General features: G+C 66.7%; 20 protein-coding genes and 1 tRNA gene. 10 read left to right on the forward strand and 11 right to left on the reverse strand.

Features of this window, described 5'->3' with window-relative positions; translation table 11 throughout:
- Together VEA80_RS07570 and VEA80_RS07575 are read right to left on the reverse strand one after the other, a co-directional pair.
- The coding region (locus VEA80_RS07570; RefSeq protein WP_325060106.1) for a DNA translocase FtsK 4TM domain-containing protein at positions 1-1,633 on the reverse strand (1,633 nt) is incomplete at its 3' end.
- Between the two features lie 221 nt (positions 1,634-1,854).
- Positions 1,855-3,339, reverse strand: a complete 1,485-nt coding sequence (locus tag VEA80_RS07575) for an ammonium transporter (RefSeq protein WP_325060107.1) — start codon at positions 3,337-3,339, stop codon at positions 1,855-1,857.
- Positions 3,340-3,660: 321 nt separating this feature from the next.
- Here VEA80_RS07575 and VEA80_RS07580 point away from each other — a divergent pair, with 321 nt between their 5' ends.
- From VEA80_RS07580 to VEA80_RS07590, 3 genes are all read left to right on the forward strand, one after another.
- Entirely contained in the window at positions 3,661-5,115 is a 1,455-nt protein-coding gene (locus VEA80_RS07580; protein WP_325060108.1) for a UbiH/UbiF/VisC/COQ6 family ubiquinone biosynthesis hydroxylase, read from the forward strand.
- A 199-nt stretch (positions 5,116-5,314) separates the two neighbouring features.
- Positions 5,315-5,602: a hypothetical protein gene (locus tag VEA80_RS07585; protein ID WP_325060109.1), complete on the forward strand. Its 288-nt coding sequence runs from the start codon at positions 5,315-5,317 to the stop codon at positions 5,600-5,602.
- Entirely contained in the window at positions 5,599-6,216 is a 618-nt protein-coding gene (locus tag VEA80_RS07590) for a Fic/DOC family protein (RefSeq protein ID WP_325060110.1), read from the forward strand. Before VEA80_RS07585 ends, VEA80_RS07590 begins: the two co-directional genes overlap by 4 nt.
- 98 nt (positions 6,217-6,314) lie before the next feature.
- Here the strand turns inward: VEA80_RS07590 and VEA80_RS07595 are convergent, their stop codons facing one another.
- From VEA80_RS07595 to VEA80_RS07630, 8 genes are all read right to left on the reverse strand, one after another.
- Positions 6,315-6,869, reverse strand: coding sequence for a hemerythrin domain-containing protein (locus VEA80_RS07595; protein WP_325060111.1), 555 nt, complete (start codon positions 6,867-6,869; stop codon positions 6,315-6,317).
- Between the two features lie 79 nt (positions 6,870-6,948).
- Entirely contained in the window at positions 6,949-8,538 is a 1,590-nt protein-coding gene (locus VEA80_RS07600) for an FAD-dependent oxidoreductase (RefSeq protein WP_325060112.1), read from the reverse strand.
- 83 nt (positions 8,539-8,621) lie between these two features.
- A complete protein-coding gene (locus VEA80_RS07605) occupies positions 8,622-8,846 on the reverse strand; it encodes a hypothetical protein (protein ID WP_325060113.1) in 225 nt (74 codons plus the stop codon).
- Positions 8,846-9,220 carry a gamma-butyrobetaine hydroxylase-like domain-containing protein gene (locus VEA80_RS07610; protein ID WP_325060114.1) on the reverse strand — a complete coding sequence of 125 codons (375 nt, stop codon included), beginning with the start codon at positions 9,218-9,220 and terminating at the stop codon, positions 8,846-8,848. Before VEA80_RS07610 ends, VEA80_RS07605 begins: the two co-directional genes overlap by 1 nt.
- 172 nt (positions 9,221-9,392) lie before the next feature.
- A complete protein-coding gene (locus VEA80_RS07615) occupies positions 9,393-9,575 on the reverse strand; it encodes a Trm112 family protein (RefSeq protein ID WP_325060115.1) in 183 nt (60 codons plus the stop codon).
- On the reverse strand, positions 9,572-10,228 hold the full coding sequence (locus VEA80_RS07620) for an LON peptidase substrate-binding domain-containing protein (RefSeq protein WP_325060116.1): 657 nt from the start codon (positions 10,226-10,228) through the stop codon (positions 9,572-9,574). Before VEA80_RS07620 ends, VEA80_RS07615 begins: the two co-directional genes overlap by 4 nt.
- On the reverse strand, positions 10,225-11,124 hold the full coding sequence (locus VEA80_RS07625; RefSeq protein ID WP_325060117.1) for a co-chaperone YbbN: 900 nt from the start codon (positions 11,122-11,124) through the stop codon (positions 10,225-10,227). Before VEA80_RS07625 ends, VEA80_RS07620 begins: the two co-directional genes overlap by 4 nt.
- Positions 11,125-11,142: 18 nt before the next feature.
- The gene (locus VEA80_RS07630; protein WP_325060118.1) at positions 11,143-11,724 is read right to left on the reverse strand and encodes a prolyl-tRNA synthetase associated domain-containing protein; all 582 of its coding nucleotides are present in this window, start codon (positions 11,722-11,724) and stop codon (positions 11,143-11,145) included.
- Positions 11,725-11,745: 21 nt separating this feature from the next.
- Between VEA80_RS07630 and VEA80_RS07635 the strand changes: the two genes are divergently transcribed.
- The 6 genes from VEA80_RS07635 (at position 11,746) to VEA80_RS07660 (ending at position 18,766) form a co-directional block, all read left to right on the forward strand.
- Positions 11,746-12,486 (forward strand): DUF6065 family protein, encoded by a 741-nt coding sequence (locus VEA80_RS07635; RefSeq protein WP_325060119.1) that lies wholly within the window; start codon positions 11,746-11,748, stop codon positions 12,484-12,486.
- A gap of 7 nt (positions 12,487-12,493) precedes the next feature.
- Positions 12,494-13,249, forward strand: a complete 756-nt coding sequence (locus VEA80_RS07640; RefSeq protein ID WP_325060120.1) for a DUF6065 family protein — start codon at positions 12,494-12,496, stop codon at positions 13,247-13,249.
- On the forward strand, positions 13,246-13,818 hold the full coding sequence (locus VEA80_RS07645) for a hypothetical protein (protein WP_325060121.1): 573 nt from the start codon (positions 13,246-13,248) through the stop codon (positions 13,816-13,818). Before VEA80_RS07640 ends, VEA80_RS07645 begins: the two co-directional genes overlap by 4 nt.
- Positions 13,819-13,910: 92 nt before the next feature.
- Positions 13,911-13,985: transfer RNA gene (locus VEA80_RS07650), tRNA-Gly, on the forward strand.
- A gap of 1,812 nt (positions 13,986-15,797) precedes the next feature.
- The gene (locus VEA80_RS07655) at positions 15,798-17,408 is read left to right on the forward strand and encodes a tetratricopeptide repeat-containing sulfotransferase family protein (RefSeq protein ID WP_325060122.1); all 1,611 of its coding nucleotides are present in this window, start codon (positions 15,798-15,800) and stop codon (positions 17,406-17,408) included.
- Positions 17,409-17,410: 2 nt separating this feature from the next.
- Entirely contained in the window at positions 17,411-18,766 is a 1,356-nt protein-coding gene (locus VEA80_RS07660) for a tetratricopeptide repeat-containing sulfotransferase family protein (protein ID WP_325060123.1), read from the forward strand.
- On the opposite strand, the gene VEA80_RS07665 is transcribed toward VEA80_RS07660, so the two are convergent.
- Positions 18,763-19,116: a hypothetical protein gene (locus tag VEA80_RS07665; protein WP_325060124.1), complete on the reverse strand. Its 354-nt coding sequence runs from the start codon at positions 19,114-19,116 to the stop codon at positions 18,763-18,765. The genes VEA80_RS07660 and VEA80_RS07665 overlap by 4 nt on opposite strands.
- A gap of 163 nt (positions 19,117-19,279) precedes the next feature.
- Here VEA80_RS07665 and VEA80_RS07670 point away from each other — a divergent pair, with 163 nt between their 5' ends.
- The gene (locus VEA80_RS07670; protein ID WP_325060125.1) at positions 19,280-22,078 is read left to right on the forward strand and encodes a pitrilysin family protein; all 2,799 of its coding nucleotides are present in this window, start codon (positions 19,280-19,282) and stop codon (positions 22,076-22,078) included.
- The last annotated feature ends 84 nt before the right edge of the window (positions 22,079-22,162 follow it).

Consider the following 22,162-nt stretch of genomic DNA (forward strand, 5'->3'; position numbering starts at 1 on the left):
GCTCGAGGCGCTCGCCGCGTTCGAGCGCGTCGCGGACGCGATCGTTGTAGCCGGTGATGTTGCGCACGCCGAGCTTGGACATGCGGCGATAGCGGTCCTCCATCTCGCGCACGGTCCACTTCAGCGCGACGACGGCTTTCTTCGGATCGGTGACGACGGGGTGGAGGAGGTGCGGGATGCCTTCGTAGACGGAAAGCTCCAGCATCTTCGGATCGATCATGATGAAGCGGCACTCGTCCGGCGTGTGGCGGTAGAGCAGCGACAGGATCATGGCGTTGATGCCGACCGACTTGCCCGAGCCGGTGGTGCCGGCGATGAGCAGGTGGGGCATCTTGGTGAGATCGGCGGCGAAGGGATCGCCTTCGATGGTCTCGCCGAGCGCGAGAGGCAGATCGCCCTGGGTGCCGGCGAAGCTGGTGGAGTTGAGCAGCGTCTGCAGGAAGACGGTTTCGCGCTTGGCGTTGGGGAGCTCGATGCCGATGGCGTTGCGGCCGGGGATGACGGCGACGCGCGCGGCGGTGGCGTTCATGGTGCGGGCGATGTCGTCGGACAGGCCGATGACCCGGGAGGATTTGACGCCGGCGGCGGGTTCGAACTCGAACAGGGTGACGACGGGGCCGGGGCGCGCGGAGAGCACTTCGCCTTGCACGCCGAAATCGGCGAGCACGGTTTCGAGTTGGCGGCTCATTTGGTGCAGCGTCTGCGCGTCGGTGTGGGTGACGCGCTGCTTCGGCGTGGCGAGCAGGTCGGTGTCGGGCAGCTCGAAGTCGTCATCGAGCGCCATCGCGTGCTGCTTGTGTTGTTTCTTCTCCGGCTTCGGCGCCTGGCGCGGCTGGCGCGGCGCTTCGGCGTCAACGCGCTGCGGCGCGCGCGGGGCGGGACGCGGCGCCGGGCGCGGGCGTTCGCTGACGCGCGGGGCGGGGCGGTCCTGGCGGGGCGTTTCCTCGTCTTCGTCGGGGCGGCGCGTCTTCTCCGAGACGTAACCGATGGCGCGTTGCGTCGCGGCGGCGGAGCCGACAGCGGCGCGCTTGGCGACTTGGGCGGCGCTCTTCACGTCCTCGGCGCGCACTTGGAACGACCAGCCGACCGCGAGCAGGCCGACAATGGCGCACAAGATGCCGGTGATGACGTGCGGGAACGGCAGGCCCGGCATCGACGCGAGGCCGGCGATGAGGCCGGAGGTCCAGTCGCCGAACAGGCCGCCGAAGCCGGTCGCGAGCGGCCAGCCGTCTGGCGTCGGGATGGTGGAGGCGGCGCCGGCGAGCAAGAGGATGCCGATGAGGCAGGCGCCGACGCGGCGCTTGTCGATGCGGGCGACGAGTTGGCGCCGCCAAACGCGCAGCGCGCCGGCGGCCATCAAGGCGGCCATGGCGAGCGGGGCGGCGGCGCCCAAAGTTTGGATGATGAGATCGGAGACGACGGCGCCGGGGCCGCCAAAAAGGTTAGTGACGGCCGCGTCCGTCGCGGTGTTGAGGCTCGGATCTTCTGGTGAATAGGTGACGACGGCGCCGAGGCCGTAGGCGCCCACGATCGCCGCGCCGACAGAGAGCGCCGCCCGCTTCAAAGCGAGCCGCGCCGCCGCGGAAGTGGCGAAGGAGGGGGCGCGCGCCCCTTGGCTGTAGGCTTCTGACATTGAGGTGAAGGCGCTCGTTCTGCGGCTGTCTTGAAGCGGGAATGTTGGCCTTCCCGGTAAACGAGCGGTGAAGATTCGGAGGCGAACAGGGTTACCGCGGCAGTCATTTGGGTTGCGAAAAAGGAGCGATTTACGAAGGTAAATCGCGGGGCTAGGGGCTGGGTGCTAGGGGCTAGGGAGCGGGCAGCTCAACCTAGCCCCTAGCCCCGAGCCCCTAGCCCCTACGAGTGATACGCCACTTCGCCGTGTTCGGCGTAGTCGACGCCTTCGGACTCGACTTCTTTGCTGACGCGGCCGCCGGTGAGGCCGCGGGCGATGACCCAGACGATGAGCGAGCCGACGCCCGACCAGACCAGCGTGACGGCGACGCCTTTGAGCTGGGCGATCACTTGCGGAACGATGCCGGGATAAACGGCCGCGCCGCCGGCGGCGTAGTCGACGATGCCGGCGCCGCCGAAGGCGGGGTTGACGACAATGCCCGTCCCGATGGCGCCGACAATGCCGCCGATTCCGTGAATGCCGAAGACGTCGAGGCTGTCGTCGTATTTGAGCCAGGATTTGAGGGCCGAGCAGGCGAAGAGGCAGATCGGTCCCGCAACGAGGCCGAGCATGAGCGCGCCGACGGGGCCGGCGAAGCCCGCGGCCGGGGTGATGGCGACGAGGCCGGCGACGGCGCCGGAGGCGAGGCCCAGGAGGCTCGGCTTACGCTTGAAGATCCATTCGGTGAGCATCCACGAGAGCGCGGCGGCGGCGGGGGCGACGAAGGTGTTGACCAGCGCCAGCGCGGCGTAGGCGTTGCTCTCCAAGTTCGAACCGGCGTTGAAGCCGACCCAGCCGACCCAGAGCAGCCCCGCGCCGATCACGGTGAAGGTGAGGTTGTGCGGCGGCATCGGTTCTTTGCGATAGCCGGTGCGGCTGCCCAGCAGCACGGCGCCGACGAGCGCGGCGACGCCGGAATTGATGTGCACGACGGTGCCGCCGGCGAAGTCGAGCGCGCCGAAGCTCCAGATGAGGCCAGCGCCGGCGGCGAGCGCTTCGGAATTGGCGGGATCGGACGCCATCATCGGCCCGCCCCACCACCAGACCATGTGCGCCATCGGATAATAGACGACGACCGGCCACAGCACGGCGAAGACGACGATGGTCGAGAACTTCACCCGCTCGGCGACGCCGCCCAACACAAGCGCGGCGGTGATGCAGGCAAACGTCATCTGGAAGGCAACGAAAACCAACTCCGGGATGGAGATTCCGACCGAGAAGGTTTCGACCATAGTCGTGGTGTCGACGCCGGCGAGGAAGGCTTTGCTGAAGCCGCCGACGAAGCGGTTGAGATCGCCGCCGTCGGTGAAGGCGAGCGAATAGCCGACCAAGAGCCACATCACCATGCCGATCGCGGTGACGACGAACACCTGGCTCAAGAGCGAGACGATGTTCTTGGCGCGCACCAAGCCGCCATAAAAGAGCGCAAGGCCGGGGATGATCATCATCAGCACGATGATTGTGGAGATCAGCATCCAGGCGACGTCGCCTTTGTCGATTGTGGGGGCGGCTGCTTCGGGCGCGGGTTCGGGCGGCGCTTCGAGGGCGGCGACGGGCGGCGCCGGCGCGATGGTTTCGACGACGGCGGCCGCCCCTTCTTGCGCGGAGGCCGGCGCTGGCGTGAAGGCGGCTAAAGCAAGCGCTACAACGAAAACGGCGACCAACACGAATACGCTGCGGCGCCGCTCGTCATTCCGGGGCTCGCGAAGCGAGAACCCGGAAAAAACCAGGGCGTGAAGAGCTGTGCGTTGGCCCCTGGGTTCCGGGTCGCGCTCTGCGCGCCCGGAATGACGAAGAGTTTGATGTGCGGTCATGCCAACCCCCTTAGGTTCGGAAGCCGATTGGGTCGTGCGCCCGCGGATCGGGCAATGCTTTCCGGACGAAGCCTGTGCGCTGCAGCGCCGCCGCTCAAAAAAGCGGCGCCCTGCCTCAAGCTTGCGCGCGCGGGACGCATCGACGGGCGCGGCGCCGCGCACTAATCGTTGGTCATGAGCAATGGACGCGGTTTCGACGCTGACGTGATCCTCTCCGGCGGCGGGCTGGTGGGGCAGACCTTGGCGCTGGCTTTGGATCAGGCCGGCGTTTCGGTGATCGTGATCGATGCGTCGAAGCCGGCCGAGACGTTGGCGCCGGCGTTCGACGGGCGCGCGTTCGCGATCGCGTTCGCGTCGTACCGGATGTGGCGGGCGCTGGGGCTGGGCGATCAGCTCGACGCGGTGGCGCAGCCGATCGAACAGATCATGGTGACGGACGGCAAGCTCGGCACAAGCGCACGGCGCGGCGGGCCGTCGCCGCTGCATCTGCATTTCGATGCGGCGGAGTTGTTCGGACGCCGCACCTCCTCCTCGATGGAGGAGGTGGCCGCGAAGCGGCCGGAGGAGGTGCGCGCGCGGAAGACGAAGAAGGAGCCTCCGGAGGCTCGCTCGTCACGACCATTGGCCTCACCTCCTCAGTCATCGCTTCCGCCTTCGCCAAGGCTACGGCGGACGGGTCGCGATGACAGCTCCTCCATCGAGGAGCAGCGGGAGCCTTTGGGCCTGATGCTCGAAGCGCGGCATGTGCGGATGGCCCTGGATAGCGGCGTGAAGGCGCGGGCCTCGATCAAGATGGTTCAGCCGATGTCGGTGAGCGCGATCGAACGCGATCCCGCGGGCGCGACGGTGACGTTGGCGGATGGGAAGCGTTTGCGCGCGCCGCTCTTAGTGGGCGCGGACGGGCGGCGTTCGTTCGTGCGCGGGGCGGTCGGCATCCGCACCATCGGCTGGGACTATCCGGTGACGGCGATCGTGGCGACGATTGCGCACGAGAAGCCGCATGGCGCGGTGGCGCATGAGTTCTTCTTGCCGAACGGGCCGTTTGCGATTTTGCCTCTCAAAGGCAATCGCTCGAACATCGTTTGGGCCGAGCCGCGGGCGGCGGCGGAGGCGCTGCTGAAAATGAACGAAGCGGATTTCCTGTCGGAGCTGGGCCGCCGCTTCGGTGATTTCCTCGGTGAACTTTCGCTGGAAGGCCCGCGCTTTGGCTATCCGCTGTCGCTGCAATTGGCGGAGCGGATGATCGACGCGCGCGTGTGTTTGGCTGGCGACAGCGCGCATGGGATTCATCCGCTGGCGGGGCAGGGATTGAATCTCGGTTTGAAAGACTGCGCGGCGTTGGCGGAGTGCATTGCCGATGGGATGTCGGTGGGCTTGGATCCGGGCGATGTCTCGATCCTGGAGCGCTATCAGCGCTGGCGGCGGTTCGACAACGTGACGATGGCGCTCGGCATGGAGTTCTTCGACAAATTGTTCTCGAACGAAGTGCGGCCGCTGCGGATGGCGCGGCGTGTCGGCCTGGCTGCCGTGAACGCGGTTGGGCCGGCGCGGCGGTTTTTCATGAAATACGCGGGCGGCGCCGCGGGCGATTTGCCGAAGCTGCTGCGTGGGGAGACGCTGGCGGCATAGCCGAGATGTTCTGCGCAGACCGGTATTCGTCATTCCGGACGCGCGGAGCGCGATCCGGAATCCAGGGGCGAGCGCTGTGCTGGATTCCCCTGGATTCCGGGTTCTCAGCTTCGCTGAGCCCCGGAATGACGATTCATCGGACTCTGCCGTGTGGACAGAACCGCTCCCCTAGGACGGTCTTCAGCGCTATAATGGCTCGATGGCCGACGAGTTCATCAAGTCGCTACCGCGTGAGACCGCCGCTCGAGTGCGGTCGCTGGCTGCCCGCTCGGGCGGGGAGCGGACGGCGGCGGAGTGGGCCACGCATAAGCAGCGTATGCGCGAGATTCAGGCCAATCTTGCAATCGAGGACATGCCTCTGCGCGAAGACGAATTGGCGTTTTTCGATTTTGCTTTCGGACTCAATGTAGCGGCGGAAGAGGAGCGCGCGTTGCTCCGCCTTTGGAACGAGGAGCGGCGCAGACCGCCCGTGATTGCCGCCGAGTGAGCGGCGAGCCGCCAGCTGTCGGCCGCTCAGCTCGAGAACGGCGCGCGCACGCGACGCACTTCTATTCGGGCACCGATGTGCTGCGGAATATTCCGGATATCCGAGATGCTGCGACGCTGGAGGAGTTCGAGCGCTTCGCAGTGTCCACTGCTTCTAAATTCCGCGCCCCACTAGAAGCATTCACGTACCAGGCGTTCAAAGGGCTGCATCGCGAGCTGTTCGAGGACGTCTATCGGTGGGCCGGTCAGATTCGCGACTACTCCACCGGCCGCGGCTCAGCGCCGTTCTGTCTGCCCGAATTCATCGACGACAACATGGAGCGCATCTTCGCGCAGCTGGCGGCGAATGCGGTTCTAAAGGACCTTACAGCCGACGCATTTGCCGAGCACGCGGCCGAGCTGATCAACGAGATCAATGCGGTTCACCCGTTCATCGAGGGCAATGGGCGGGTGAGCCGCGAATTCCTTCGAGATCTGGCCGAGCACGCCGGACATCCGCTCGATCTCTCCAGGTTCGAGCGCGACACTTGGTACGCCGCCGCTGCGCGCGGGTTCGAGGCGGCGGACAATGCGCCGATGCGGAAGTGCATTCGGAGGGCCCTGATCGCCGGTTGACGAGAGGCTGGCGGTTTGAGTTAACAGCACGGTCATCCTGGGCTCAATGCTGCGCATTGCCCCAGGATGACGGATTTAGCGGCGGTGCTGTTTTAGGCTCAGACCACTTTCATTCCTTGCATGTGCATGTGCTTGGTCAGCAGCAGGTTTTCTTCTTCGGACATGCGGTCGCGGAAGGCGGGGAAGATCTCGTTTTCTTCTTCGCGGATGTGCTGATCGATCGCTTCCTTGAATTCGCGCAGGCGCACGATCCAGGCCGGGCTGTTGGGCTCGATGTCGAACTGGAGTTCGGAGAGGAAGGTTTTCACCTCGACATGGTCGGCGAACAAGTGCTGGGCCTGCTGTTCGTCGATGCGCCGCAGCGCCGGATAGATGGCGAGCTCTTCCTGCAGCGCGTGCTTGGTGAGCGCGTGGTCGATGGCGTGCAGACCGGACTTGCGCTTGCCGGGCTCGCTTTCGTCGGTTTCGAGCAGGGTGTCGAAGATTTTCGCGACGGCGCGGTGCTCCATCGTCAAGGCGTCGACCCAATCGCGCGAGGTGAGCGCCTCGGCGCCCTGCATCGCCAGCTTGCGGGCCGGGTTGGCCAGCAGCGCGCCGGCGGCGAAGCCCAAACCGGCTGACAGCGCAATCTCGCCCATACGGTTGCGTTCCATCGTGTCCTCCTACGTGGAATGGAGGCACAACAGATCGACGCGCGGCGGCGTTCCGCGCCGTTACCACATGGACGGCGATTTAATCCGCGTTGACGGGCGCGGCGATGCGCTGTGCGGCGGACTGACCGCGCGCGAGCGTGTCGGCGAGACGGCGGGCGAGGGCGACGATGGTGAGGGTCGGGTTGGCCTGGCCGCCGCTTGGGAACACGCTGCCGGAGGCGACGTGGAGATTCTCAATGGTGTGGACGCGGAGATCGGTGTCGACCACGCCGGCGGCTGCGTTCGTGCTCATGACCGCGCCGCCGAGCTGGTGATAGCCGTCGCGCGCGGCGGCGCGGACGCTGGCGACGCTTTGGTCGCGGTCGCCGGCGAAGAGAAGCTTGCCGGCGTGCGCTTGCTGGAGATCGGCGTCGAGCAATTCGTGGGCGCGGACGACGGAGTCGATTTCCGCGTCGCGCATGCGGAAGTCGATGCGGAGCTTGGGCAAGCCGGCGGAGTCGAGCGACTCGCCGAGGCTGATGCGGTTGTCGGCGTGCGGGGGCTGTTCGGCGTGATAGTCGAGCCGCCAGGCGTTGGCGGCGGCGGGCGTCAATTTGGTCTGCCGCGGATGGCGGCCGGTGAGGCGCGCGGCGGTGAGAAGGTAGGCGGCGCTGGTGAGGCCCGCGGCGGCGCTCCACGGCGCGCGGGCGACGTTGGCGAGGTGCGGCCCAAGCGCGCCTTCGCCGCGGCCGAGGCGCAGCATGCGCGTGGCGAGATAGCGGGCGCTGGCGGTCGCGTCGCCGTGCGCGGGATTGGCGGCGGCGCCGTTCTCAAACCAGAAGGCGATGTTGACGATGTTTTCGTCCGTCACCGTTTGCGGCGTGGGGCGCAGGCGCCGGCGGGCGTAGATGTTGTCGCCGATCGGGCGGGTGGTGAAGGCGGCGACGTCGGCGGGGTCGCTGGGCGCAATCGCCGCGATGGCGCCGGTGAGATGGCCCATGTAGCAGCGGCCGAGCGCGTCGCTGAAGAGGTGCGGATGTTCGCGCTGCAAGAGCAGTAGAAGTTTGAGTGTGCCGAGGCCGCCGCTGGTGAGGACGATCTGTTTCGCGCGCACGCGCTTCTCGCCGACCCGCACGGCGGCGATGCGGCCGCTCGCGTAGTCGAGGCCGGTGACGCGGGCGTTGGTAACGATGGCGGGGCCGTCGGCGGCGGCGATGCGCGCGCGCCAGCGCCGGCCCATGTTGAGTTCGGGGCCCCAGCATTCGTCGCGCAGCGCGTCGAAGCGCTGGAGCTTTTGGAACGCCGGCGGCGGGGCGGACTCGCTGACGCTTTTGCTGCCGAGAAACGCCGCGGCTTTCTCCCACCATGGCAGCATGTCGTCATAGTTGATGGGCCAGTGGCGGAAGTCGACGGGGTCGAACGGGATGCTGCGGCCGCCCCACCAATGCGTCGAGCCGCCGAGCGCGGAGGCGGCGACGATGTCGACCGGATCGTGGAATTCGGGATGCGCGATTTCGGCGGCGCGAATGTCGGGCTCGCCCGGGATCGGGCGCGCGCCGCCGGCTTCGAGCAGCGCTACCTTGAGGCCGTGGTCGTGCAAGTCGAAGGCGCAGGCGAGGCCGGCCGGGCCGGCGCCGACGACGATGGCGTCAAATTCGCTGTCGAGCGCGGAGAGTGACGTAAGCGGCATGCGGGCGCGCAGAGAGTATCCACGCTCGGGCGCAGCTTCCAATGCGTTCGCGCGCCGCGGCGCGAATTAAGCATGACGTCGGTTCAGGCGGCGTTCGGCTCGCACACTGGGCAGCGCAGGTTCGGCACACCGGGATAGGCCGGGCGGTGCTCTGTGCGCTTACACTGAATGCAGGTGTAGCAGACTTCAGGGCCGGTGCGCTTCACGCGCACGCCGAGATAAATCATGAGGCCGCCGTCCGCGCGGGCGATCTCGATGGCGCGCTGCTGGATTTCGCGGAGCGCGGCTTTGTCTTCCTTCGACGGCACTAAGCCTCATCCCTGAGCGCGCGTTGGGCGAGGGTTTCGCGGTAGATGCGCAGGCGCTCGCCTTTGGTGCGGCCGAGGTCGTAGAGCAGGTCCCAGGAATAGAGGCCGGTGTCGTGGCCGTCGTCGAAGCTGATGCGCACGGCGTAGCGGCCGACGGCGTCGGCTTTCACTACGTTGACGTTGGCCTTGCCGGTGACGGGCGGCGGCGGGTTGGGGCCGTGGCCCTTGTTTTCGGCGCTGGGGCTTTCGACACGCAGGAGTTCGAACGGGATCTCGAAATGGGCGCCATCATCGAAGGCGATCATGAGCTGCCTGGTTGCGCGGTCGAAGACGAGATCGGTCGGCCAGGGACGCGTGATTGCTGCTGCGGTCATGACTGAACACCCATCCCGGGATTGCGCGCAGCGCAAGTCCGGGGCCCATAAACGCGTGTGGTGGAGGATAAGACGCCGAACCCGCCGCGCTTCAGCGGCTGAGAGTTGGGTTTATGGGTGCCGGGCTCGCCGCTTCGCGCCACGCCGGGAATGGGTGGAGAGAGCGGCGCCATTACTCGTCCACTCCCAGTTCGCGCGCTTCGTCGATCAACATGATGGGGACGCCGTCGCGGACGGGATAGGCGAGGCGGGCGCGTTCGCTGACCAGTTCCTGGCGTTCGCGGTCGTAGCGCAGCGGCGTGCGCGTTTGCGGGCAGACGAGCACTTCGAGCAGCTTGGGATCGGGTTCGCTCATTGGATCGGCCTGTGCTCGTCGTCGGAGGCGGCGTCCCATTCCAAGAGCGCGATCAGCGCCTTGGCGCGCTCTTCGAGGGTGATGGTTTCCAAGAGCGCTTGCTTCGCTGCGGCGTCGAACGGGCAGACCTGGGCGGCGACGTTGATGATGGTTTCGGTGGGCGCCTGCTCGACCGAGTCCCAATCGACCTGGAAGCCGTGCAGCGCGGCGTAGGTCTTGAGCGAGGCGATCAGGCCGTCGCGGTCGATAGCGCGGCCGGGCGAGGGCGAGAAATCGTCGGCGAACGGTTCGTAATTGACGATGGCCTGGCGATAGGGCGTGCCGCCTTCGAGCTCCTGTTCGAGATCGAAGCGGCAGACGCCGGTCAAGGTGATGAGATAGCGGCCGTCGTCGGTTTCGTTGAACGAGGTGATGCGGCCGACGGCGCCGACGTCGCAGAGCTGCGGCGCGGGATCGCTTTCTTCGCCTATCGCCGGCTGGATCATGCCGATGAGGCGCTCGCCGCCGAGCGCGTCGTCGACCATGTTGAGATAGCGCGGTTCGAACACGTTGAGCGCGAGCACGCCGCGCGGCATCAGGATCGCGCCGCTCAGCGGAAACAGCGGCACTGTCTGCGGCAGGTCGGCGGGCTTGCGATAGCCGAAGGCGCTCATGAGAACAGAATCGCCGACAGCTTGCGGCGCCCCTGCTTGGTGACGTCGGAGGTGGGGCCGGCGGCTTCGAAGATTTTCAAGAGCTGCGTGCGCGCGGCGCCCTCGTTCCAGTCGCGCTCCTTGGCGATGATGGCGAGCAATTGCGCGCTGGCGCCTTCGAGATCGCCGCGGGCGGAGAGCGCTTCGGCGTAGTCGAAGCGGGCCTGGTGGTCGTCCGGGTTGGCTTTGACCGCGGTGGCGAGTTCGTCGCTGTCGCCGGCGTCGGCGCCGTTGGCGGCGAGTTCGAGCGCGGCGCGGACGCCGGCGATCTCTGGGTCGTTGGCCTTCTCGGGCGGCGTCATGTCGAGGATTTCGCGGGCTTCGTCGGCATTGCCGCTCTGCAGCGCGATGCGGGCCATGCCGGCGATCGCCTTGGTGTTGGCGGGATCGAGCTGCAGCACGGCCATGAAGCCTTGCGCGGCGCCGCCGATGTCGCCGAGCTTCACACTTTCGGCGGCTTGGGCGAGCAGCGGCTCGATCTCCGCTTCCATGCTGGCGCCGCCGAGGCGGTCGACGAAGAGCTTGATCTGGCTTTCGGGAATGACGCCCATGAAGCCGTCGACGGGGCGGCCTTGATCGAAGGCGTAGACGGCCGGGATCGAGCGGACGCCGAGCTGGCCGGCGACGCTGGGATGCTCGTCGATATTGATCTTCACCAGCTTCACCTTGCCGCCGGCTTTGCGCACGGCGGATTCAAGCGGCGGCCCAAGCTGACGGCAGGGGCCGCACCACGGCGCCCAGAAATCGACGATCACCGGCTGCGCGCGCGAGGCTTCGATGACGTCGGCCATGAAGCCCTGGTCGGAGCCGTCCTTCACCAGATCGGCGGGCGCGGGCCCGCCTTCGAGAATGGTCATTCCGTGTCCCTTAGAATTTCAGGGCTGAACATGGGCCGTTGGGGTGGCGGGTTCAATTCTGGCCGGTTGGCCGGCGGCGTCGAAGGCGAGGCGGATCGGCTCGCGGCCGAGGTCGCGGATGAATTTGAGCATGTCGCCGGGGCTGATGGCGGTGGTGGCGTCGTTGCGCAGCGGATGGAAGTTCACCGGATCGTGGGCGAAGAAGGCCTCGTCCAGCAGCAGCGTGACCTGGCGCTCGGGATCGTTGATCAGCGCGAACAGCGTCACCGAGCCAGGCGTGACGCCGAGATGTTGCATCAGCCGCTCGGCCGAGCCGAAGCTGAAGCGGCCGGCGCCGAGAAGTTTGGAGACCGCGTTCAAGTCGATGGCGGTGTCGCTGAGCGCGCAGAGGAGGAAGAGCTTTCCCTTTTTGTCCTTCAAGAACAAGTTCTTGGAGTGGCCGCCCGGCATCTGCGCCTTGAGGTCGAGGCCTTCTTCCACGGTGAAGACCGGCCGGTGCGGCGTGGTCGTATGGGCGATGCCGAGGCGATCGAACAGCGCGAACAAATCGTCTGAAGTCGCGGGTCGCCGGGGCGGGGCGTCGTGTGGCGGGGCGGTCATTTGGCCGTATAGTTCGGGGCGATGAGGCTGACGTGCTATCCGCTGCAGACCTACCCGCCTGAAATCCGTCCGGGAAGGCCGGAGCGGGCGTGGATGGACGCGTTTACGGACCGTCACGCTTACCGCTGTCTGCCGCTCACCATCGCCAATTGCACCGGCTGGGAGATCGTGACGCCGGCGCCGTTCACCGCTGCGTGGAACGGGGGGCCGGCGCTGAGCGACGTCACGTTCGAAAGCGAGGGCGATGTGCACAAGCACTTCGCGACGTCGATGTTCGCGCGCGGCGTCGTCACCTTCAATGCAGGCTATTTGTTCCGCACCGATCCTGGCTGGGACATGTGGGTGGGCGGGCCGCCAAATTGGATCAAGCATGGCATCCAGCCGCTCACCGGCATCGTCGAGACGAGCTGGCTGCCGCAAGCCTTCACCATGAACTGGCGCTTCACCGCGCCGGGGACGGTGTCGTTCGAAGCCGGCGAGCCGTTCTGCATGATCATGCCCGTGCCGCACGCGGCGATCGATGAATGCGCGCCGGTGATCAAGGCGTTGAAGGATGAGCCGGCGCTGGAGGCCGAGACCAAAGAGTGGATGAAAAGCCGCAGCGAATTCATCGCCCGGGTGCGCGCCGGCGATCCCGAAGCCGCAGGGCAAGTCTGGCAGCGCACGTATTTTGCGGGCAAGACGCTGCGCGGCGAAGCGGCGGTCGGCGATCACATCCACAAGCGCAGGCTGGCCGCGCCGCGCCGCGCCGACGACGTTTAGGACGGTAATGAAACTCACCTGCTATCAAGTCGATCCGCAGCCGGCCGAGCTCGTGCCGGGAGCGCCGGATCGCGATTGGATGGACAAATTCTCCGATCGCCATCCCTATCGATGCCTGCCGCTGGTGGTGGCGAACACGACGGGCTGGTCGCTTTTGTCGCCCGTGAGCTTCACCGCGACCTGGAACGGCGGGCCGCGGATCGAGGACATCCGCCTCGATCCGGACGACGACACGCCCGCCGGGCTGCTGAAGCGCTGGGCGGTGTCGCATTTCTCCGGCGGCGTGCTGACGTTCCACACCGGCTATCTCTTCCGCACCGAGCCGGGCTGGGACGTCTGGGTCGGCGGGCCGCCCAATCATGTGAAGGACGGCATTCAGGCGCTGACCGGCGTGGTCGAGACCTATTGGCTGCCGTTTCCGTTCACGATGAACTGGCGCTTCACCCGCCCGGGCATGATCTCGTTCAAGAAGGGCGAGCCGTTCTGCTTCATCATGCCGATCCCGCACGAGGAATATGACGCGACGCAGCCGATCGTGAAATCGATCCACGACGATCCGGAGTTGAAGCGCCAATACGAAGCCTGGGGCGAGAGCCGCACCAAATTCCTGAACCGCCTCGGCGACCGCGACGAGGAAGCGGTGAAACATGGCTGGCAGCGCGACTATTTCCGCGGCCGCACCCCGGAAGGCCACATCGCGCCGGACAGCCATATTAATCGCCGGCGGCTGAAAGCGCCGCGGAAGGCGGAGCCGGGGGAGTGACTGTTGGGCTTCCAAGCGCCGACGAGGCGGGCGCTTACATTTGGCTCGATCACGACGCTGAGGAGACGTGGCTGGTCGAAGAAGTGGCGGCGCGTTTGCGCCGCGGGGATGAACTCTGCGTCGCCGAACAGGACGGCGGTCTGCTGATCCGATGGCGCGGCGCGGACCACGTGTCGCCGCTCACCTATTCGCCGCACGATCGCTACATCACGCTGTCCTCGTTGGCCGAGCTGTTGAAGCCGGCTTACCGATTCCTGTTGCTCAAGGAGACGCTGTCGGAGTCGCAGCATGGGGTGCTGGTGCGGCCGGCGGAGGAGGCGCCGGCGGAGCTGCCGCCGCACCTTATCCCGTTGCAGCAGGGGCTCGATTATTTCGAACCTGGGCCGCTGACGATCCCCTATCTCGATCATCCCGCGCCCGGGTTCGTGGCGCAGAGCCGCGCCCTGGCCGGTGAGCGCGTCGCCGCTGGCGAGGAAATGCTGGGTCTGTTGAAACGCGACCCGGAGGTTCAGCGAGCGCTCAAGGCGCTGCGGCGGGAGGCGGGCCGGCCATGGTGGAAATTTTGGTGATGTTGCGCCGGCGGGGCCCCTTGCGCCAGACGCGCTGCTCTGCGATATGACCGCCCCTCAGCCCGGGGGCAGCTCCGGGCCACCCCACGGATGCGGGCGTAGCTCAGGGGTAGAGCACAACCTTGCCAAGGTTGGGGTCGTGAGTTCGAATCTCATCGCCCGCTCCAGGTGTTGCACGTAAGCTGTTGATCCGAAGCTTCTTTTAGAGGTTACTCGGAGGCTGGCCCACCTTTTGGCCCATTTGCACTTTTTGCAGCTCACGTCCGCTCTTTGGCGGCCAGACCGCGAAGCGGAGAAGCACGTAACAGAATCCGCTTAGCCCAAAGAACACCAGAGGGCGGTGAGGCTCGTCACGTCAGTTCCAATAGGGCTCAGCGTACCTGCGTTCGTAGCGCCAGCGAGCACATGCCTCTTGGGCCGCTTCTCGCGCCTTTTCGTGAGCCCAAGAGCCGGGCGGAGCGGTGCCGTAGACGCGCGTCGTGCAGCCGTTGCCGGAGAAATAGATTTCCCAATTGGCTGTCTGCTCCGGACGGGCTTCGGTGAAAGCCGCATCGAAATCGTCCAAGAAGTCGGAGTTCTCCGGCTGGCGCGACGCTCGCTGAAGCGCATCAGGACGCAGCTCTTCGCGCTCCGGTTCTGGCTCTGAGACCGGCTGCTCCTGCTGAACGATGGGTGGCCGCTCGGGGGACGGAGGAAGCGAGCGAACGGCAATGCCTAGCCCGACGACGGTCAGGAGGAGGCCGCACAAAGTCAGGACGACGTTTACGTCTTCGGATCGCACATGAGGACCCTCGTTATGGGGTCAGGCCGCCCCTTTGCCTTTGATATTAATAGCGACGAACCGCACTTCAATGGTCGCCTTTATGAATGATCTGGCGGAATCCAGGGCGCGGTGAAGTTCGCAAACTCTTCGGCCGACAGGTGATCGCTCGCCGCTCGGTCTAAAGCTTGATGCGCCGCCGCAAGCCTCGTGTACTCGCGGGTGCACGGCGGCTTACAGGCGTCGCGCATGCGCTCTAGCCGCCAGCGGTAGGGGCGAAGGGTCTCAAAATGCTGGGCAGCGAAGCGGAGCATCTGGGGCATATCTGTGGACTTAAGGCGGCGAACTCGGCCACGATGCCTCCCGCGGAAGGAGGGCGGCGTGTGAAGAGGAGATACACCAAGTCGGACCGCTGGTATTCGAACCAAGCAAACCGGGCCACGGGAGCAGCGCACCGTCGTGCCGGCAAGGCGATGGAGCGAGCATATCGGAGCATAGCCTGCGCGGTGCCGCTTGCGGTCTTGGTGGTGAGCGCCGCCGTGTTTGTCGGGTGGACCGTCGTCTAAGTCGGTTCGACGGCAAGCTCGACGCGGGGCTCATGCTTGTCCTAGCGCTTGCGGACGATGAGGTCCGTGATCTTCCCGTCGTCCCACCACAAGATTTCCGTGAGGGCGTCGAGGCATTGTCGATGTCGTGCTTGCGGCGTTCAGGCCAATAGATCGCGACTGTAAGCGTGAGCTCGCTGTCGAGCGGCTCGCCACGATACCGGCTTCTCGCTTCCCAGCCGATTGCGTCAAGTGCGGTGGGGCTTCGGGACGGGAAAGACGCTTCGCGTGCCGCGCTGGTAGTGGTGATTGACTGAAGGCGGAAGCATTTTGAGCGTCAGTTTCAGACACGAAAATTAAAGCGCATTAGTCCCGCCTCTCGACGCGAGCCGTGTCGGACGAGGCGAAGAATCCACTTCCCGTAAGCTTTCTCGTCACAAACCTTGGCCGTCCGCAAGCTTTCCCCTTGTCGAGGTTCTTCGCTTCGAGCGCGGAGAGAGCGTTATGCTTCACAGCCCACCTTCTGGCCCACCTTTGTGCAGGCGAAACGGTGGGAAGCTATGTGGCTAAGCGCAAGACTCCCTTGGATTAAATCGCGGGATACGGTCAGTATGAGTAGGCATGTTCAGTAGATTGGCGCTCATCGCCCGCTCCATGATTTTCCTTGTCCCATCATGACGCCGTACGATCCCGAGAGCCTGCGCTTGGCGCAGGGGGCGGTGGCGGCGTTGAGCCGGGGCGACCGCGCGGGCGCGCAATCGATGGCGCGCCAGCTGCTGCTCGGCCGGCCGCATGATCCCAACGCCAATCTCGTGCTCGGCGCGCTGGCGCTCGAAGCGGGCGATCTGGCCGCGGCGCGGCGGCATCTGGAGCGGGCAGCGCAGGCGGCGCCCAATCAGGGTCACATCGTCAACACGCTGGGCGTGGCGCTGCGCCGCTCCGGCGAGCTCGATGGCGCGCGCAAGAATTTTGCGCGGGCGGGCGAGCTCGGCCTTATCGACGGCTGGCGCAATCTCGGCAATTTGGAGGAGCTCGAGCACAACGCTGATGCGAGCATCGCCGCTTATAGGCGCGCGCTGCAGCTCGCGCCGGAGGATGCGGCTTCGCACGGCGCGCTGGCCCAAGCGTACGAGCGCCGGCACGATCTGGAGCGTGCGCGCACACACGCGGAGCGCGCGCTGAAGAGCGATCCGCGCAACGAGAACGCGCGGCTGGCGCTGGCGCAGGTGCGGTTGCGGCAGAAGGACTATGCCGGCGCGATTGCCGCGGCCGAGCCGCTGGCGTTGAGCGCCGGCGCCTCGCTGACTAACCGCTCACTGGCCTGGGGCGTGATCGGCGATGCGCGCGATCGGCTCGATGACGCCGCCGGCGCATTCGCGGCGTTCACCGCGGGCAATCGCATGTTGCTGGAGCAGAACCAGGCGCTGCTGAATGCGACGCACCTGATCTATCATCCGGCAGGGCTGGAGCGCATGCGGGCGCTGGCGGCGGCGGCGGACGTGCGCGCATGGCGCGCGCCGCCAGCGGGGGAGACGCCGGTGTTTCTGGTCGGCTTCCCGCGCTCGGGGACGACCTTGCTCGACCAGGTGCTGTCCTCGCACAGCCGCATCGTCTGTATCGAGGAGCGCGAGCACTTCGCCAACGCGCTAGGCGGGGTCATCAACGACGCCGAAAAGCTGGCGAATCTGGGGGCGCTGAGCGAGGGCGAGATCGAGACGGTGCGCGCCGATTATTGGCGACGCGTGCGCGCGGAGACGACCGTGCCGGACGGCGCGCTCGTCGTCGACAAGCTGCCGCTCAACATCGTCGTGCTGCCGCTGATCCGGCGCATCTTTCCGGAGGCGAAGGCCATCTTCGCGCTGCGCGATCCGCGCGACGTCGTGCTGTCCTGCTTTCAGCAGCGCTTCGGCATGAACGCGGCGATGGCGCAGTTTCTCGACCTCGGCGCGGCGGCGGCGTACTACGATTCCGTGATGCGCCTGATGGATATCTGCCGCGAGCGGCTCGCCCTGTCGCTGCATCAGGTGCGATACGAGGACGTGGTCGCCGATCTCGAAGCGCAGGCGCGGGCGCTGACCGCGTTTCTGGATCTGCCGTTCGAGCCGGCGATGCTGCGCTATCGCGAGACGGCGCTGCAGCGCGACATCAACACCCCGAGCGCGCGGCAAGTCGTGCAGCCGCTCTATACGCGCTCGGTGGCGCGCTGGCGCAGGTACGAGAACGAGCTGGCCCCGGTGCTGCCGCTGTTGACGCCGTGGGCGGTGCGGTTCGGCTACGAGCCGTAACGATGAGCGGGATCGAAGATACGGCGCCCGAGCGGCTGTCCACGCCAGAGCCGCAGGGTTCGATCTCTGATTGGCGCACTCTGGGCGCGCGCGAGGTGGCGGCGAAGCGGTTCTCCGCGGCGATCGCGGCTTACCAGCGCGCCATTGTGATCGATCCGGCGGACGCCGACGCGAATGCGCAGCTCGCGCATCTGTTCGAAATTCACCACACGCTGGAGCAGGCCAAGCGCCACGCCGCGATTGCGCTTGCGTCGGATGGCGCCAACGCTGTCGCGCGCGTGGCGTTGGCGCGGGCGCTGCTGCGTGAGAACGACAGCGCCGGCGCCGAAGCGGCGGCGATGCCGCTGGCGCAGTCGCAGACTGCTTCGCGTAACGATCGTTCGCTGGCGTGGGGCGTCATCGGCGATGCGCGCGATCTCGCCGGCGACACCGGCGGCGCGTTCGCCGCCTTCACCGCGGCGAACCAATTGCGGCTCGCGGAATATCGGCTGCTGCGAGACGCCGCAGGGCATCTCTATCATCCAGCCGGCGTCGCGGCGATGACGCAGTTCGTGAGCGGCGCGGATATCGGCGCCTGGCGGACGAACGTGCAATCGGCTTGGCCCAGTCCGGTTTTTCTCGTGGGCTTCCCGCGATCGGGCACGACGTTGCTGGATCAGATTCTTTCGTCGCACTCGCGCGCCGTCTGCGTGGAGGAGAAGGACTATCTATCGAACGCATTTGCGGCCGTCTTCACCAATGCCGAGAAGCTGAACGCGATGGGGGCGCTCGGCGAGGATGAGATCGAGACCGTGCGGGAGCGCTATTGGCGCGAGGTGCGGGGCGAAACCGGCCCGATCGAGGGCGCCGTGGTCATCGACAAGCTGCCGCTCAACATCGTCGTGCTGCCGATGATCCGGGCGGTGTTTCCGGACGCGAAGATCATCTTCGCGCTGCGCGACCCGCGCGATGCGGTGTTGTCGTGCTTTCAGCACCGCTTCGGCATGAATGTCGGCATGGCGCAGTTCCTGGAGCTCGACCGGGCGGCGGCGTACTACGATCTGGTGATGCGGCTGATGCTGCTTTGCCGCGAGAAGCTCGGGCTGCCGGTGCATCAAGTGCGCTATGAGGACGTGGTGGCGGATCTCGAGGGCGAGGCGCGCAAGCTCGCGGCGTTCCTCGACCTGCCGTTCGAGAGCGCGATGCTCGACTACCGCGAGACGGCGATGAAGCGCGAGATCGCGACGCCGAGCCTGCGCCAAGTGGTGCAGCCGCTTTACACGCGTTCGATCGGCCGCTGGCGGCGTTATGAGGCGCAGCTTGCGCCGGTGCTGCCATTGCTAAATCAATGGGCGGCGCGGTTCGGGTACGGCGCCTAGCGGCGGCTGCCGGCGTGCTCCATCGCGTCCAGAACGTGCGCATCGGCGATCGAGGCGGCGCTGGACCCGGACTGGCGCAGAGCGGAATCGGCGCTGTAGAGCGCGGCGGCGCACTGGCGGAAGTTCTGCCGGTTGGCCTCGGCGATGGCGCCGGCGATCAGCTGCAGAGTGTGCGGCACGCCTTCGGGCGTCAGGCTCACCATCTGCACGCGCAGGCGCCGCAGCATCGCGCCGAGCGGCGGCAGATCGCCGGCTTCGTCGCGGCGGCGCCGTTCGTTCCATAGTTTCGATCCCGAACGCTTGCGGCGGTCGGGCCCGAAATAGTCCGAATTGTCGACCCACTTGCTCATGCCGGCGCTGATGTTAGCCGGGCATGGCTAACGCGCCGTTAGCGAAGGCGTATTCGGCGCCGACAAGACGCGTCGAAGAAACGCCGCCGTTCGTCGCACGCGCGCTATGGAACCGTGGCGGCGAGCCGCTACGGTGGCGCACGTGAAATCAGGGGAGTGGGTGATGAAGCGCTTGTTCTGGGCGACCGCAGCGGTCGTCGCGCTCGCGGGATGCGCCAGTTCGCCGGCGGAGACGTCGCGGGAGCCGGCGTCGGTGGAACAATTGCTGGCCGGCGTCGACATTCCCTACGAGCAGTTCGAACTTGAGAACGGGCTCACGGTGCTGGTGCACGAGGACCGCAAGGCGCCGATCGTGGCGGTGGCGGCCTGGTACAATGTCGGTTCCAAGGACGAGCCGGCGGGGCAGACCGGCTACGCGCATCTGTTCGAGCACATCATGCTGTTCAACGGCACCGAGCATGTGCCGAACCTGATCGAACCGCTGCGCGAGATGGGCGCGACCAACTGGAACGGCACGACTTGGTTCGACCGCACCAATTATTTCCAGACCGCGCCGACGCCGGCGCTGGAGCGGGTGCTCTATCTGGAAAGCGAGCGGATGGGCTACCTGCTCGGCGCGCTGACGCAGGAGCGGCTGGATGCGCAGCGCGGCATCGTCCAGAACGAGAAGCGCCAGGGCGACAACCAGCCGTACGGGCTCTCGTTCTATCGGATTCTCGAGCGGCTGTTCCCGGAGGGACACCCTTACCGGCATTCGACGATCGGTTCGATGGCCGATCTCGATGAAGCGTCGCTCGAAGACATGCGCGCCTGGTTTCGCGAGAATTACGGGCCGAACAATGCGGTGCTGGTGCTCGCCGGCGACATCAACGCCGCCGAGGCGCGGCCGCTGGTGGAGCGCTATTTTGGGCAGATCCCGCGCGGACCGGAGAACATTCCGGCGGCGGCGGATGTGCCGACGCTGGAGGCGCGCGTCGACGATGTGATGCAGGACCGCGTCTCGAATACGCGGCTTTATCGCACGTGGGCCGTGCCGGGGCTGACGCATGAGGATGCGGTGGAGCTCGATGTCGCGGCGCAAGTGCTGGGCGGGCTGAACAGCTCGCGCTTGGATCGCATTTTGGTGCGCGAGGAGCAGACGGCGGTCTCGGTGAGTTCGAGCCTCTTGCCGTTCCAGCGCGTCGGCATGTTCTTTGTCACGGTGGATGTGAAGCCGGGCGAGGATGCGGAAGCGGTGTCGCGCCGGCTCGACGAGATCATCGCCGAGTTCATCGCGAGCGGGCCGACGGCGGACGAAGTGCAGCGCGTCGCAACGCAGGAAGTGGCGGGGAGCCTGTTCAACATCGAGCAGATCGGCGGCTTCAGCGGAAAGACGGTGGCGCTGGCGAACGGCGCGGTGCTGGCGGAGGATCCGAACTTCTTCCGCCGCAACCTGCTCGAGTACGGCGATGTGACGCCGGACTCGGTGCGCGCGGCGGCGAGTGAGTGGCTGTCGCGGCCGGTGCATGCGATGCGGATCGATCCGGGCGCGCGCGAGGCGTACCAGGAGGCGAGCGCGACCAACCGGCCGGCGCCGGACAATTCGCCGCCGACGGCGCAGCCGCGCGATCCGATGCCGGAGATCGGCGAAATCGCCGATCTCGATTTCCCCGATATCGAGCGGGCGCAGCTCTCGAACGGCATCGAGATCGTCTATGCGCATCGCGACGCGATTCCGGCGACTTTGATCGCGATCGACTTCGACGCCGGCATCGCCGCCGATCCGCAGGGCGCGTTCGGCGTGCAGCGGCTGATGCTGTCGACGATGACGGAGGGTGCGGGCGGGCGCGATGCGATGCAGATCGCCGAGGAGCAGGAGCGGCTGGGCGCCAGCATTTCCGCGTTCGGTTCGATCGACCGCTCGACGGTGTCGCTGACGGCGCTGTCGGCGAATCTGGAACGCTCGCTCGATCTCTACGCCGATATCGTCATGCGGCCGGACTTCGCGCCGGCCGATGTGGAGCGTGTGCGTGAGCAGCAATTGGCGCAGGTGGCGCAGGAGGCGACTTCGCCGAACGGCCTCGCGCAACGGACGCTGCCGCCGATCATCTATGGTGAAAACCATCCCTATGGCCGGCCGTTGTCAGGGCTCGGCAGCGCGGAGTCGGTCGGCGCGCTCGATCGCGACGATCTCGCGGCCTTCCATGCGAGTTGGATCAGGCCGGAGACGGCGCGGATCTTCGTGGTGTCGGATCGGCCGCTGCGCGAGGTGCGGCGGGCGCTGGAGGCGCGGTTCGGCGGCTGGCGCGCCGCCGAGGATGCGCCGGTGGGCGCCAAGAACTTTGGCGTCGGCATTCCGGCAGAGCGGCCGCGCATCGTGCTGGTCGATCGTCCGCAATCGCCGCAATCGATCATCTATGCCGGCGCGGTGCTGCCGATCCGCGGCTCGGACGACACGCTGGCGTTCAATGCGGCGAACGAAGTGCTGGGCGCGAGCTTTCTGTCGCGGCTCAACACCGAGATCCGCGAACGGCGCGGCTGGTCGTACGGGTTGAGCGGCGTGATGCAGGGGCGCGAGCATCGCATGCCGTACGTGATCAACGCGCCGGTGCAGGCAGACCGCACCGGCGATTCGATCCGCGTGCTGATCGAGCAGATCAACAGCTTTAATGGCGACAACGGCGTCAGCGAAGCCGAGCACGTGCGCACGATCAACGGCAACATCCGCCAGCTGCCGGGCGCTTACGAGACGGCGGGCTCGATCTTGGGCGCGCTGCGATCGAACGATCTTTACGACCGCCCCGACAATTACTGGGAGGCGGTGGCCTCTCGCTATCGGGCCATGAGCGCGGCGGAGATGGATGCGGCGGCGCGGGCGGTGATCGATCCGTCGCGATTCGTGTGGGTGGTCGTCGGCGATGCGTCAGTGGTGCGGCCGCAGCTGGAAGGGCTGGGGCTGGAGATCGAGGTGGTGACGCCGTAGGTCACACCCGTTCCCGGGGCTTCGCGCGGCGAAGCGCCCGGGATCCATAAACACAACGGGTCGGCGTTAGAGCGACGACTTCAA

The organism is Vitreimonas sp. (genome assembly GCF_035627415.1).
Taxonomy (GTDB): domain Bacteria; phylum Pseudomonadota; class Alphaproteobacteria; order Caulobacterales; family Aquidulcibacteraceae; genus Vitreimonas.

Bases quoted from the DNA above. Each gene is read 5' to 3' on its own strand.
- VEA80_RS07580 (WP_325060108.1), top strand. From the start codon at position 3,661: ATGAGCAATGGACGCGGTTTCGACGCTGACGTGATCCTCTCCGGCGGC.
- VEA80_RS07585 (WP_325060109.1), top strand. From the start codon at position 5,315: ATGGCCGACGAGTTCATCAAGTCGCTACCGCGTGAGACCGCCGCTCGA.
- VEA80_RS07595 (WP_325060111.1), bottom strand. From the start codon at position 6,869: ATGGAACGCAACCGTATGGGCGAGATTGCGCTGTCAGCCGGTTTGGGC.
- VEA80_RS07600 (WP_325060112.1), bottom strand. From the start codon at position 8,538: ATGCCGCTTACGTCACTCTCCGCGCTCGACAGCGAATTTGACGCCATC.
- VEA80_RS07610 (WP_325060114.1), bottom strand. From the start codon at position 9,220: ATGACCGCAGCAGCAATCACGCGTCCCTGGCCGACCGATCTCGTCTTC.
- VEA80_RS07615 (WP_325060115.1), bottom strand. From the start codon at position 9,575: ATGAGCGAACCCGATCCCAAGCTGCTCGAAGTGCTCGTCTGCCCGCAA.
- VEA80_RS07620 (WP_325060116.1), bottom strand. From the start codon at position 10,228: ATGAGCGCCTTCGGCTATCGCAAGCCCGCCGACCTGCCGCAGACAGTG.
- VEA80_RS07625 (WP_325060117.1), bottom strand. From the start codon at position 11,124: ATGACCATTCTCGAAGGCGGGCCCGCGCCCGCCGATCTGGTGAAGGAC.
- VEA80_RS07630 (WP_325060118.1), bottom strand. From the start codon at position 11,724: ATGACCGCCCCGCCACACGACGCCCCGCCCCGGCGACCCGCGACTTCA.
- VEA80_RS07635 (WP_325060119.1), top strand. From the start codon at position 11,746: ATGAGGCTGACGTGCTATCCGCTGCAGACCTACCCGCCTGAAATCCGT.
- VEA80_RS07640 (WP_325060120.1), top strand. From the start codon at position 12,494: ATGAAACTCACCTGCTATCAAGTCGATCCGCAGCCGGCCGAGCTCGTG.
- VEA80_RS07655 (WP_325060122.1), top strand. From the start codon at position 15,798: ATGACGCCGTACGATCCCGAGAGCCTGCGCTTGGCGCAGGGGGCGGTG.
- VEA80_RS07660 (WP_325060123.1), top strand. From the start codon at position 17,411: ATGAGCGGGATCGAAGATACGGCGCCCGAGCGGCTGTCCACGCCAGAG.
- VEA80_RS07665 (WP_325060124.1), bottom strand. From the start codon at position 19,116: ATGAGCAAGTGGGTCGACAATTCGGACTATTTCGGGCCCGACCGCCGC.
- VEA80_RS07670 (WP_325060125.1), top strand. From the start codon at position 19,280: ATGAAGCGCTTGTTCTGGGCGACCGCAGCGGTCGTCGCGCTCGCGGGA.